Here is a 14,669-nt window from a genome sequence, read left to right on the forward strand (position 1 = left end):
TTTAATATAACAAGATTAATCATATAAAATTAATATAATGTATTAGGAGAATAATGGATAAAGCTGAATTTAAAAAGAACTTAAAACAATATAAAGAACTTATTAGATATTTTGATAATGAACATATAAAAAAATATGAAGCTATATATAAGAAATTACTACCTTTTCATGATGAATTAATTGCTTTGAATAGATTTTGACATAAAAGATTAATTAAAAAATATCAAAATTTAGGCAATATTATAACTAAATGAAATCAATACTTTCCTGATATCGAGTACTTTAATTATCCTACTTATTTAAATTCTTTAGATCAATTATCTGCTGAAAGAGAAGCTTATTTATTTGAAGTCTTAGCTTTCCTTGTTAAAAACCATATTTATAACAAGGAAAGCTATCAATTCATAATGAATATGACTGAATTTCAAAAGTACAATAGCGAAATTAAAAAGCAATTTGAGCTTTATCAAAAACAAATCCATATACAAAACAGACTTGATCAACTAAATTACATCAATCAAGCTGAGAAAGATTATTTACTGAAAGAATGCCAAAATTTTACTCAGTCTTTAAGTAAAAGTAAAAAGTGTTTCTATAACTTTGATTGAATTATGCAAATTGAGAATCAAATTACATGACATAACAACGAATATTTTAAAAAAGAGCAAAATGATCCAATTTTTGACAATATTAATAATCATGCTTTAGACATTGAACAACGTAAAGCAATATTAATGGATGAAAAGGCTTTATTAGTAATTGCTGGAGCTGGTTCAGGAAAAAGCTTAACAATTTGTGGCAAAATAAAATACTTATTAGAACATAATCATATTGAACCAGAAAATATTTTGTGCTTATCATACTCTAAAAAATCAGCTCAAGATTTAGAAAGCAAACTAAAAAATATAAATAGAGCTATTTCGGTTTCCACCTTCCATGCTTTAGGGCTTAACATTTTGCAAAAAGCAGCAGGCTTAAAATTAAATGTTGATCAACAATTTGAAGCAAAAATTGAAAGCTATTTTAGCCAATATTTACCTAAAAACTCTCAGATGTTATATAAGATTTTAAATTACTATGGATTGTATTTAAATGCAGACATAACTCAAAAGGATCAAACTGTATTGCAAACTCAAAAAGATGTAATTTCAAACTTAGATAATAATACTTTTGCATCTACCAAGCAGGCTTTAGCAAATTTAGGAAATCAAAAACGTAAAAAAACTTTAAAAAAGGAATATGTTAAAAGCACCGAAGAGCTTATGCTAGCTAATTTTTATTTTATAAATGGAATTAACTATGCCTATGAGCAACCATATAAAGTACAATTAGCTACCGAAGACAAGCGACAATATCTCCCTGATTTTTACTTGAAAGATTATGATATTTATCATGAACATTTCGGAATTACTCGTGAAGGATTAAATCCCAACTTTAACCCTGAAGAGCAAGAAAGATACAATAAAACAATTGAATGAAAAGAGCAGATACACACAAAATACAATACAACTTGTATAAAGACTTATTCATATCAATTTAACGAAGCTTCAATTTTTGAAGATTTAACAAATTTATTAAAGCAACATAATGTAACATTTTCAAAACTAAGCCAACAAGATATCTTGGATTGTTGGAATTCAACCTATAATGATATCGACTTTAAAAGGTTTATAGGTATTGTTGTAAACTTTCTTTCCTTGTACAAAGGAAAGTATGATTCAGCAGCAGGATTCGAGCTATTAAAGAATAATGCTAAAAGCAAAAGAGATTATTTCTTTTTAGATATCGCAAAAGATATTTATTTATATTATCGTAGCTTATTAGAAAAAGATAGTTTGATCGATTATGATGACATGATATTTCTAGCAGCAAAACAAGTGAATCAGATTGATAGCAAGGAATATAACTATAAATATATTATTGTTGATGAATTTCAAGATATTTCTCATAGTAGGTTGACATTTTTACAAGCTTTATTAAATAAAAATGATGGTAAATTATTTGCTGTAGGTGATGATTGACAATCTATTTATAGTTTTAATGGCTGTGACATAGATATATTCATTAATTTCATGAAATATTTTAATTATGCTAACAGCACTTTTATAACACACACTTATCGTAATTCCAGTGAACTATTAAAGGTAGCTAAAGACTTTATTTCTAAAAATCCTTATCAAATTAAGAAAAATTTATATTCTGATATTTCTCTACCAAGACCAATTAAACTTGCATTTAGTGATAAAAACCATTCTAAAGCTATATGTTTGGACTTTATTCTAGCTCAAATTAATCAATTAAACCCAAATGGATCAGTACTACTTTTAGGAAGAAACAATAATGATTTGGACGAATATTTAGATGCTAATTTAGAAAAATTAAAACCCTCATATAAAAGTGAATATACAGAGCTTGTTTCAAATAAATATTCAGATTTAAAACTAAAATATGTGACAGTGCATAGTTCTAAAGGCTTAGAGGATGACTTTGTTATTATATTGAATGCTGACTATGGAATCAAAGGTTTTCCAAATCAAATGCATAATGATTCTGTGATTAATATGGTGCTTGATAAAGCTGATGAATTTTCTTTTTCTGAAGAAAGAAGACTTTGATATGTGGCTCTAACTAGAAGTAAAAGCTATACTTACATTATTTCACAAGCTGCTGAAAAATCTATTTTTGTGGCAGAAATTGAAAACAATTGTGATGTTATTTTTCCTGAATACTTAAAAAATAGGGCACAAAAAAGAACGCTAGCAACAAAAGAACAAAAATTTTATAGTTGTAAAAGTTGTAAAAATGGTCAATTATTAAAAATTAAATCTGGTAAATTTTATTCTTGCAATATGTGTAAATGCTTAATTGAATCCAACGCTGTTGAAAATCAAATATTTTGCAATCGGTGCGGAGATTATATTATTTGATTTAAAACTAGTGATGGTCGATCATTTCAAGGCTGCAGAAATTATAAGAAATGTTCAAGAAAGAAATCGCTATTTAAATATTTAACAGATTTATCTAAATAACATGTTTTAAAATCAGCATAATTGCTTGCTGATTTTTATTTTTAATATGAAAAATAAATCTAATTTAAGGATAAAGACAAAAAAAGATAAAATTCAAGCCTTTATTTAGAAAAAATATTAATAATCTCAAGCAGATGACTTCAAAAGTTATGCTTGAGGATTTTTGGAAACTGGATAAAAAGTTTATTTTTATAAAAAAGAATATAATTTTAATATGGAGGGATAAATTTAAATATATTTACATAACAAAATCTGCTTTTAAATCATTGATTAAAAAACTAAAAAAGTTGAAAGGTTAATAACAATGTCTAAAGTTGGAAAATATTTATTAGTAATAGCTAGTGGATTAGTGACTGGATCCGCTATTATTGCTATTCCAAGTGTAATTTTCAAAAGTCAAAGAGATTACCAACAACAGCAAGCAAAATTAAAGCAAACTGAAACTGTTCTTATAGCTGATGTAAAAAATTCAATTAATAAATCTGAAACCCTTGCATCGCAAATTGTCCCTAATGATATCATCTTTAAAAACTATGATGATGAGCTTTTTACTGTCTCACTGGTAGAGATTAGCACTCAATTAAAAAAACAGCTAAGTCTAGCACCTAATGTAAATGTAGCAACAGAAAAAGCTAATGTGCAATACTTAACTGCGGATGATAAAAAAGGTTTAATAGAATTAAAATACAAAATTCAATCAAAGAAATATGCTGATTTATTTATTATAGGTCAAACAGCAATAAAAGGATTTAAGGTCGCAAATCCAAGTGTTAAAGTTCCAGAAAAAATTGTAGATGAAGTAAAACCTCTAAAAGAATTAGCAGACTCAATTAGACAACCTATTTTACGCTCATATGCACTTATTAGTAGTGATCAAGCCAAAGGACTAAACCCAGATCAAAACCAATTGATAACTAAATTTGCTAATATAATTGCAGATGATTATGTAAATGGATGTTCTGGAATTTTAACAACAACAGAAAAATTTTTATCAACTAACAGGCTTACAAAAATTAAAAATTCATATCAAAATATCGTCCTAAAGCTTAATAACATTTTGACAGATATTTTAAATGCTGCAATTGAGACAAAAAGTTCTGATTTTGGCGCAAAACAAGTTACTGATTACTTTACTGTTCAAAAGCTTTCTGAAATAAAAAAACTAATGTCAGAAGCTTTAAAATCAGAAGCAGAAGTTTGATCAAACACTGTTACAACTATTTTAGAAACGTTAAAAACTAATAAAGATACAAAAGATATCAATAAGATAGATTCATTTATAAACGAATTTTCAAGTTATTTTAATTTAAAAGTAGTTGAATTAGCAAATAAAATAAATGAAATGCCAATTTCAAGTGAAAATTCAACATTTGAAGTCCTAAAACAAATCATAAATTTAATTCCTGAAAGTAAAAAAGCTTTAGAAACAAAAGTTAGTAAAATACTAACTAATGAGTCAGAACTAAATGCAGTTAATAATATTTTAAAACTTAAATTTGACAAACTTACAGATGTAATTGTGGCAAGTTTAGAAAAGCTAAAAAATCATGTTAGCCAAATGGGCGATTTAATTGATAATTTAAAATTAAAGACCAAAACTGATATTCCAGAAAATAAAGATCTTGTCTCATTTAAATATGATGATGGCAAAAATGTTGCTAACGTTGCATATGATCAAGAACAAAACAAATTAATAATTAAAGATATTGAAAGAATTGATCAAACCACTTTCAGTCAAATTCTTATGAAGGCTGATAAAGAACTGGATGCATTTAATTCAATTGGAATAACTTTAGAATGTCCAGATACTAAAGAATTATCACTTATTGTAAATGGAAATTATTCAATTAATAAAGTTATTTTACCTAAGCTGGAAAAAATGCTGTATGACAATGAATATAATCTTGATTCAACAGGATTATGAACTAACAGATTAAGTGGTGATAAAGTTGTAATAAATGGTATTCTTTTCAAATGAAAAAATCCTTCAGGTGATATTAATGATGAAAGCATTACTCAAATTCTTCCACATGCGTTTAGAGATACTTCAAAAGTTATATCATTTAATTTGCCTAATGTTAAATATATTTACCCAAAAGCATTTACATATTCAAATGAAAATGATGCATTTCCTAAGATAAAATCAAAAATAGTTTTAAATGGTACTTTAATTAAATGAGATGATGCTACTGGAGCAATTAGTGATGCCAATGTAACTAAGGTATATAAGAGCGCATTTCAAAATAATGATAAGATTACATCAATTTCATTCCCTAATGCTATTGAAATAGATGATTATGCCTTTAATAAAGCAACTAATTTAATGTCAATTGATTTGCCAAAAGTTACAAAAGTTGGTGTCAAAGCCTTTGAAGGTGACTCTAATCTTACTTCATATCAATTACCAAAAGCTTTAGATTTTGGGTATAAATCATTTTCTAATACAAATAAATTAGATGATAAACTTATAATAAATGGCGTTCTTGTTAAATGAGATAATGCCTCAGGAAATGTATTTGATGACAAAATAACTAAAATAGCTGATGGAGTTTTTGCTCATAACGAAAAACTTATCAAAGTTGACTTCCCAAATGTAATTGAAATTGGAGGATCTGCCTTTGAACGTGCCTCTAAATTAATTGGTGTTCACTTGCCAAAAGTAGAAAAACTTGGTTGATCAGCTTTTAGTGGTGCAATGTCATTAAAATCAGCTATATTTCCAAATGTTAAAACTATAAATCCATGAGTATTTTTTGGAGCAATAGCATTAGAAGAAGCATCATTTACAAATGCCACAAAAATAGGTTATGAATCATTTGCACGAACAGATAATTTAAAAACAACACACTTTCCTAAAGTTATTACTATTGATGAATCAGCATTTCAATATGCAAAAGCATTAAGTATTGCTTCATTCCCAGAAGCAAAGGAAATTAAAAATTATGCTTTTAGTTCAGCTACAAATTTAAGTTTTATTTCAGCGCCAAAAATAGAAAAAATAGGTTTTCATGCTTTTGAAGAAACACCTAAATTAAATGAAAAATTGGTGCTTGGTACAACACTTGTTAAATGAGATAATGCCTCTGGAGATATATTTGATAATAAAATAACAAAAATTGCGACTGAAGCTTTTAAAAATAATCATTCTATAACAAAAGTTGATTTCCCTAATGTAACTGAAATAGAAGAATCTGCATTTATGAATGCAAATAAGCTAGAGGGAATAAATTTTCCTAAAGCAGAAATTATAGGTGATAATGCATTTTCAGAGACTACAAAACTTACTACTGCTTCATTCCCAGAAGTAAAATCAATCGGATATAGTGCTTTTCAAGATGCAATAAGTCTTACATCAGCTAATTTTCCAAAAGCAATATTTATGAAGTCTAATGCATTTTCTGGAACAAGAAATTTAATAAACATTAATTTTCCGGAGTTAAATTCAATTAGTTATCATTCATTTTCAGATGCTAGCAGTTTAGTTGAAGCTAATTTTCCTAAAGTTAAACGGATCGGTTCCGGTGCTTTTAAAGATGCTATCAACTTATCAAAAATATCATTCCCTAATTTAAAATGATTTTCAAGTCCAAATATATTTAAAAATACCCCTAAATTAGGTGACAAAATCATTATTGATGGTGTTTTAGTAAAATGAGATAATGCAAAAGGTGATATAGTAGATGAAAATATATTAAAAATAAATCCCGGAACATTTGAAAACAATAATAACATTACATCAGTTGATTTCCCTAATGTAGTGTCTATTGGCTTTAATGCATTTTTAAAAGCTGAAAATCTTAAATCAGTAAATTTCCCTAAAGTTAAAACCATTGAATCTAGTGCTTTTAGAGACACAAAACAATTAAAAGAAATATCATTACCTCTTGTAGAAGAAATTGGTGATAGTGCATTTCAAAGTTCGACATCACTAACCACAATAAAACTTCCAAATCTTAAAAAGTTAGGCTCACAAGCATTTGTTGATAATACTAGTCTTGAATCTGCAATATTACCAAAAGTTGAAATCGTTGAAGAAAGCGCATTTAGAAATAACGAAAATTTAAAATTTATATCATTGCCGAATGTAACTTCGGTCGAAAGATATGCATTTTTAAATGCAAAAAAATTATCTTTAATTTCAGCACCTAACTTAACAGAAATAGGTGAATATGCTTTTGAAAATAACGAAGAATTAAAAACAATTGATATGCCAAAGATTAAATATATTGATAAGGGAACTTTCTCAAGAATGAAAAATTTAACATCTGCTTATTTACCAGAGTTAATTTTAATTGATAAAGAAGCTTTCTTAGATAATCCTAATTTAACTACTTTCCATGCTCCTAATCTAAAATATATTGCATCTGATGCATTTAATAATACCCCTAATTTAAATCCAAAACCTACAGTGAAAGCAAATTAATACTAAATAATTAAAACTCAGTGTCATTTGATGCTGAGTTTTTTAAATAAAAAGCCTATGCTATAGGCATAAGCTTATAAATTGTTTATTTAATTATTGTTTAATCACTTCAACATCAACAATACTATCACCTTCTTTAAGGTTGATGATCTTGACACCTTTAGTATTACGTGAAGCTTCTGATATTTGTCCAATTTGAGTACGGATTGTTACTCCAGAAGAAGTAATAACAAGTAATTCATCAGTTAAGTTAACAAAGCGAGCGAAGACTAGTTTTCCTGCTTTTTCAGCATTAATTCCAGTAACACCTTTAACACCACGCTTAGTTAATCTGAATTGATCTTTAGCAGTTAATTTACCAAAACCTTTTTCTCCTAAAGTAAGAACATAATCACCTTCATTATCAGCTGAAGCAGAAATAACTTCTTGCTCTGGTGCTAGAGAAATACCTTTTACCCCTAAAGAAGAACGTCCAAGAGGTCTAACATCATTTGATTTAAACATTACAACATTTTTAACATTATTTGCTAATAATACTGCATCGTTTTCACCTATTACAAAGGCTCTAACTAACTGATCACCCTCACGAAGTTTGAAAGCAATAAGTCCATTTCTTCTAATGTTGCTAAATAATCCTAGTTCAGATTTCTTAAACATACCTTGTTTTGTTACTGTTACTAAATATTGATCATTTTGGAATGAATCAATATTTAAGATTGAAACGATCTTTTCGCCATTTTCTGTATCTAATCCTTGGATAATATTAATAAATGGTAATCCTTTAGATTGTTTTGAACCTTCAGGAATTTGGTGTCCTCTTAAAGTATATACCTTTCCATAATTTGAAAATAGCAGTAAGTCTGTATGAGTAGATGCATGAATAATCATAGCAATATCATCGTCATCATAAGTCTTCATTGAAACTGAGCCCATACCACCACGACGTTGAGTATTATATTCATCTAAATCCATACGTTTTACATATCCATTTGCTGACATTGTAATTACGATTTCTCTTTCAGGGATTAAGTCTTCATCAGAGATAACTCCAACTGCAGAAGCATCAATTACAGTACGTCTTTCATCATTATATTTATCTTTGACTTCTTGTAATTCAGTTACAATTTCATCAATTAATTTAGCTTCAGAAGATAAGATATCTTTATAATGAGCAATTTCAACTTCTAAGTCAGCAATTTCAGCATCCATTTTTTCAATACTTAAACCTGTAAGACGACTTAAGCGCATTTCTAGGATAGCTTTAGTTTGCTTTTCACTAAGTCCAAATCTTTTTGCAAGAGCTTCTTGAGCATCAGCATCTGTCTTAGATTTCTTAATAATAGCAACAACTTCATCAATGTTTGAAACAGCTATTTTTAATCCATCTAAAATATGAGCTCTTTCTTCAGCTTTATTTAAGTCAAATTTTAATCTACGAGTAACAACTTCTTTTTGGTGATCGATAAATACTTCTAATGCTTGTTTTAAGTTTAAAGTTTTTGGTTCGTTGTTAACAATAGCAACTAGGTTAAAGTTAAATGTTGTTTGAATATTTGATTTTTGATATAGCTTATTAAGTAAAATATGAGGGTTTACACCTTTTTTAACATCAATAACAAGTCTAATACCTTCACGGTTAGATTCATCTCTTAAGTCAACGATTCCTTCAATCACTTTTGTTTTGTGCAATTCAGCAATTTTTTCAATAATAGTAGTTTTCTTAATTGCATAAGGAATTTCACGAATTATGATTTTGCTCTTTCCGTTGCTTTGTTCAATGACTTCACATTTTGAACGGACAGGAATGCTTCCTCTACCTGTTTCATAAGCTTCTAAAATTCCTTTAGTACCTAAAATAATTGCTCCAGTAGGGAAATCTGGACCTTTAATATATTGCATTAATTCTTTTACTGTAATTTCAGGATTCTTAGCAAGAGCAATTGTTGCATCAATTGTTTCTCCAAGATTGTGAGGTGGAATTTCTGTAGCCATACCAACAGCAATTCCTGAAGACCCTGAAACAAGTAGGTTAGGGAAACGACAAGGCAATACTGTAGGTTCTTGTTCACTACCATCATAGTTATCTACAAAATCTACTGTATCTTTCTTAATTCCATCAAGCATTTCGACAGCAATTTTAGCCATTCTAGCTTCAGTATAACGCATAGCAGCAGCTGCATCACCATCAATTGATCCAAAGTTACCGTGTCCGTCTACTAATGGGTAGCGCATTGAGAAATCTTGCGCCATTCTAACCATAGCTTCATAAACTGAAGAATCACCATGTGGGTGGTACTTACCAAGTACATCCCCAACAATACGAGCTGACTTACGGTGTTGGCTTCCTGGTGTGATACCAAGTTCACTCATATCATATAAAATTCTACGGTGTACAGGTTTTAACCCATCTCTAGCATCAGGTAAAGCACGTGAAACAATAACACTCATAGAATATTCTAAGAATGATTGCTTCATTTCGTTGTCAATTACAACTGGATGTAATCCATCAGTAGGTTCAGTAATGATTTGAGATTCAACTGTATATTCATCACTTTCTTGTGGGATTTCTTCTTCGTCTTCTTCGACTACAACTTCTTTTTTCTTGCGAAAAATCATTGTATTATTTTCTTCATATTCAAATTCAGTATCTTCTTGGATCTTTACTTTGGCTTCATCATTATCGTTTAATATGATTTTATCTTTATCATTCATTTTTTTACCTCATAATTTAATTAATATAATTAATTAAATTATATAGATTTTTAGCTTTTTACCTAGCTAGCGGGATTTATTTTTGTCCCTATGTGGTAGTAGTAAAAATAAAAAAAGCTTTAATACACACGTATTAAAAGCTTCTTTTTTATTAAGCTGTGATTTCAGCTTTATCATTTAATCATTCAAGTGCGTTTGTTACATTACCGACTTCACCAATAATTGTAATAATATCATCTTTTTGAATAATGGTATCTCCGGTTGCACGTTTAAAAGTGTTGCCAGTTTTAATAAGTACAATAGTGATTCCCATTTGTGATAAATGCAAGTCTTTGATTTGTTTGTTTTCTAATTCGCTATTATTAACTTTAGTTGATCCAATTACAAAGTTACCACCAATTTCTTGCAAGTTTTGAGAGTAACGAATAAAGTTTTTATTTGTTGCAATTAAAGCAGCACGAATTCCTGATTCATATTCAGGGCGAATAATAACATCAACACCTATTTGTTTTAGAACTCTAGCGTGACGTTTTGAAGTAGCACGAGCAATAATATTTTTTACTTTTAATTCAAGTAAAGCAGCTACGATTTCGATATTGTCAGAAACTGCAACAACTACTGTTCCAGCTTGGTCAATTCCAAGTGATTTTAAAGTTCTAGTGTCAGCAGCATCACCAATAACAATACGATCTACTTCATCAGCAAATAATTTAGCTGATTCTTGGTCTTTATCAAGAACAAAGACGCTTTTTTCCATTTTGAGTAATTGTTCAATTACAGCTTGACCAAAACGACCAGTCCCAATTACTACAATGTCATTTTTATAATTTAATTTCATATATTCTCCTATCCAATTGCAACATCAGCATCAACGTATTCAAATGTACGTTTTCCGTTCTTCTTACGTTTTCAAACAAGCAAGGTTGATGAAATACCAAATTGTCCAATAAACATAATAAGAATTAAAGCAAGTTTTGAAACTGTATTTAAGCTCTTTGTAATACCTGAGGTTAATCCTGTAGTTCCAAAGGCACTTGCTACTTCGAAAATTATATTTTGCGTGGTGTAAATTTCATTTGCATTAACTGAATTTGACATGGTTTGAATTTGACCACCATAATCTTTAAATGATGAAAACAGTACTAATGAAACAAGAACTATCAAAATAAAGGCAATAGCCAATACTTGAGATGACATATTAACTGTATCTTGATTAATTGAACGCTTAAACATTCTAACTCTTGGTAATCCAAATAGTACCCGAGCAATTCCCATTATAATCAAAGCAAATGTAGTTGTTCTAATTCCTCCACCAGTTGAAGCGGGTGCAGCTCCAATGATCATCATGAAAATAAAGACGAATGTTGATCCTTGTGTGAAGTGTTTAATATTTACTGTCGCAAATCCTGCACTCCGTGTAGATAAAGCAGTAAATAATGTGGCAAAAGTCTTATCAAATCAATTACCGTAAAGTTGTCCGTTTTCAAAAATTCATTTTTGTTCATTTAATAATGCATATTCTGGTTTAGCTAGATCATTAAGATTTTTGCCATTTCTAAATCATTCTACATATTGAGTGTGGAATGAATACATTTGATTTGCTGTATATAAATCACCATTTGTACTGTATAAATTTTGTGGAATGTAATATTGATTTCATAATGCATATGGATTTTGTGAACTTGCTTCAAATCCAATCGAAATTAAGAAACCAATTAAAAATACTAATGCATAAGTAACTAAAGACACTTTAGTAAAGATTGAAAAATGATATGGAGCTTTTTCACGTCTGATTTTGTATTTAATATAACAAGTTAGATCATAAATAGCTGGATATCCAATTCCACCAATAATTAACAAAATAATAAAGCAAATTTGTAAAAAGTAATTTTGATAATATGGCATTAAACTGAAAGAAGACATAATATCAAAACCAGCATTATTAATAGCTGAAATAGTATGGAAAATTCCAAATTTCAATGCTAATAAAATGTTTCCTTGAGGGGAAATAAAATTATTTTGCATTTCCTTTAAATGATTAGGATCACTACTTCTAAGGTCATTTGATAAGAGCAGTTCTATCCCTTTAGTATGAATTGGGGCTGCAAAATAAAAATAAATTGTTAATGCAATACTGAAAATAAAAATACAAATAAATAAAAATTTTATTGATGAAATAATAATTTGAGTAATTTTAGCAGTATTAGTACCACCACGTTCACTTTGAATTAATTTAATTTCACCTAGTGAAGAGGATTTTTTGCGGAAAATAAAATTAATGATAAAGAATTTTAATGCAAAAATTCCAATTCCCCCTGCCAAAATTAAAATTGCAATGATGGCTTGTCCAAAGTCATTTCATTGCTTAAAGGTATCTGAAACCACTAATCCTGTATCACTAAATGCTGACGCAGTGGTAAAGACAGAATCAATATATGAAATACGTTCAGCATTTACATTTTGGGTTCATGGTGAGAATAATAGTAAACTTGAAACTAAGACAATTAAAAAATATACAAATAATAAGTATTTAAGTTTTGAAACATTCGACTTCCAATGTCAAAAACGCATCAAACTTTGAATAAATTTGGAATTTAGAAATTTACCTTTCAAGTTATATTTGATTCGTTTCATTTCACTCCTATTTTTAATATATTTAAATTATATTAAATTTATTTGATTAAATAAATTTAATAGCCCAAATATTCTTTGAGAAGTTTTAACTTTTAAGCCTTTTAGCAAGTAATAAAAGTTTTTAATAGATCTAAAACTAGTGAAGAAATTGAGATTTTATAAAAACATGAGATTAAAAAAGATAAAATTTGTTTTAAATCTTAGAGCAAGTGAAATAAAAAATTCACCATTAAAGTGAATTATTTATGATTTAATGAATTTTATTTATTTTTGGCATCATTCATAGACTTCATAATTTGTCTAATTTGTGATTCGCTAGCTGTTCTTCCCATTTGTTTAAACATAACACGAATCATTTTTTCATTAATAGGTGGGTTTTCTCTTAATTGTTTTTCAAAGATTCTTTTAGTTACAAAGAAAGTAACTAAAGCAACAGCTATTCCAACTAAAAGAACAACACCGAAAATCATTCCTACGAATGCACCTGTAGACATTCCAACCATTTATACCTCCTGTGTTGTTTTATTTGTATTTTATTTTATCATATTTTTCAGGATTGAATTCTAATATAAAATTTGAGATTAAATCGCTAGCAGCTAATAAATCTGAAATAGCACAAACTCCAATAGGTGAATGTAAATATCTTTGTGGTAATGAAATTGTTAAAGTAGCAGCTCCACCACGAGCATATTGTAACTCATGAGCATCAGTTCCACCACCCATTGAGACAAATTTATATGCTGGAATATTGTGTTTTGCTGCAACTTCTTGCATAAGGTTAATTAAACCTGTATCCATTAAGTTACCACCATCTTTAATTCTTAATGCAGCACCTTTAAATAATGCTGTAGTTCCTGCAATTGTCCCGATTGTATCATGTGAAGAAGTTGTATCTAAAGCAATAGCTACATCAGGATTAATGATTGAGACTGAAGTTTTAGCCCCTCTGGTCCCAACTTCTTCTTGAACTGTACCAACTAAGTAAAGATCACAATCTAAATTAGCATTAGCAACAGTTTGTGCAATTCTTTCAAGTACAGCAACTCCAGCACGATTGTCCATTGATTTACCACCAATTAAGTCTTCATTATCAAATAGAATAGTTTCTCCACTCATTCTAACTTGATTTCCAATTTCAACACCAGCTTCAATAGCTTCTTGTTCTGATCTGAATCCAAAATCAGCATATAAATCATCATTTGTTAAAGCTTTAGCTACCTTGTCTCTTTCCATGATGTGAATTGAAGTGTGTCCAAAAACTCCTAAGTAAGTTTTGTTTTGAGTAATTAACTTAGCTTTAGTACCAATAACTGTGCTTGCTCAGATTCCACCAATTGGACTAAGCAAAATTTGACCTGATTTATCAATTCTTCTAACAATATAACCAACTTCATCCATGTGAGCTGCAACCATAACTTTTGGTGCATTAGGATTTTTGCTTGGTTTATGAAAAATAATTGAACCCATTTTATCTCTAGTAACTTCATACCCAGTAATGTTTTTTCTTAATTCATCTGCTACTGGTTCTTCATATCTAGACATGGCCTCAATTTCCATGTATTTTATAATTCTTTCTTTAAATGATTGCTTCATATTAGCTCCTTATTAGTCAACATTTTAAGTTTATCAAATTTTGGCCCAAAAGTGAGTAAATAAGGCAAAAAGGCTTAAATAGCCTAATATAACTAAAAAGTAATTTTTTAGCATTAAAATTTGCTTAATTTCCACTTTATCATTTTTTGATCAATTAAATTAACATGAATTTTTTTCAAAATATCATCTAAAAAATGACTATTTAGATTTGACAAATTTTAAAAAATATTTCAATTATTTAAAATTTTAAACTTCCAGTGCTGAAATATAGGCTCAAA

The 14,669-nt window shown here is 28.7% G+C and carries 7 protein-coding genes; 2 read left to right on the forward strand and 5 right to left on the reverse strand.

Features of this window, described 5'->3' with window-relative positions; translation table 4 throughout:
• Nucleotides 1-53: 53 nt before the first annotated feature.
• Both ACM0L0_RS01675 and ACM0L0_RS01680 read left to right on the forward strand, forming a co-directional pair.
• A complete protein-coding gene (locus ACM0L0_RS01675; protein ID WP_416738834.1) occupies nucleotides 54-3,029 on the forward strand; it encodes a UvrD-helicase domain-containing protein in 2,976 nt (991 codons plus the stop codon).
• A 304-nt stretch (nucleotides 3,030-3,333) separates the two neighbouring features.
• Nucleotides 3,334-7,452, forward strand: a complete 4,119-nt coding sequence (locus tag ACM0L0_RS01680) for a leucine-rich repeat protein (RefSeq protein ID WP_416738835.1) — start codon at nucleotides 3,334-3,336, stop codon at nucleotides 7,450-7,452.
• Between the two features lie 93 nt (nucleotides 7,453-7,545).
• Here the strand turns inward: ACM0L0_RS01680 and gyrA are convergent, their stop codons facing one another.
• The 5 genes from gyrA to ACM0L0_RS01705 form a co-directional block, all read right to left on the reverse strand.
• A complete protein-coding gene (gene gyrA, locus ACM0L0_RS01685) occupies nucleotides 7,546-9,978 on the reverse strand; it encodes a DNA gyrase subunit A (RefSeq protein WP_416738848.1) in 2,433 nt (810 codons plus the stop codon).
• Between the two features lie 337 nt (nucleotides 9,979-10,315).
• Nucleotides 10,316-11,002 carry a potassium channel family protein gene (locus ACM0L0_RS01690; RefSeq protein WP_416738836.1) on the reverse strand — a complete coding sequence of 229 codons (687 nt, stop codon included), beginning with the start codon at nucleotides 11,000-11,002 and terminating at the stop codon, nucleotides 10,316-10,318.
• Nucleotides 11,003-11,010: 8 nt separating this feature from the next.
• On the reverse strand, nucleotides 11,011-12,798 hold the full coding sequence (locus tag ACM0L0_RS01695) for a potassium transporter TrkG (RefSeq protein WP_416738837.1): 1,788 nt from the start codon (nucleotides 12,796-12,798) through the stop codon (nucleotides 11,011-11,013).
• Nucleotides 12,799-13,058: 260 nt separating this feature from the next.
• Nucleotides 13,059-13,301, reverse strand: a complete 243-nt coding sequence (locus ACM0L0_RS01700) for a YneF family protein (protein WP_416738838.1) — start codon at nucleotides 13,299-13,301, stop codon at nucleotides 13,059-13,061.
• Nucleotides 13,302-13,320: 19 nt separating this feature from the next.
• The gene (locus tag ACM0L0_RS01705) at nucleotides 13,321-14,391 is read right to left on the reverse strand and encodes a M42 family metallopeptidase (RefSeq protein WP_416738839.1); all 1,071 of its coding nucleotides are present in this window, start codon (nucleotides 14,389-14,391) and stop codon (nucleotides 13,321-13,323) included.
• Nucleotides 14,392-14,669: the final 278 nt, after the last annotated feature.

The organism is Mycoplasma razini (genome assembly GCF_048076865.1).
GTDB lineage: Bacteria > Bacillota_I > Bacilli_A > Mycoplasmatales > Metamycoplasmataceae > Mycoplasmopsis.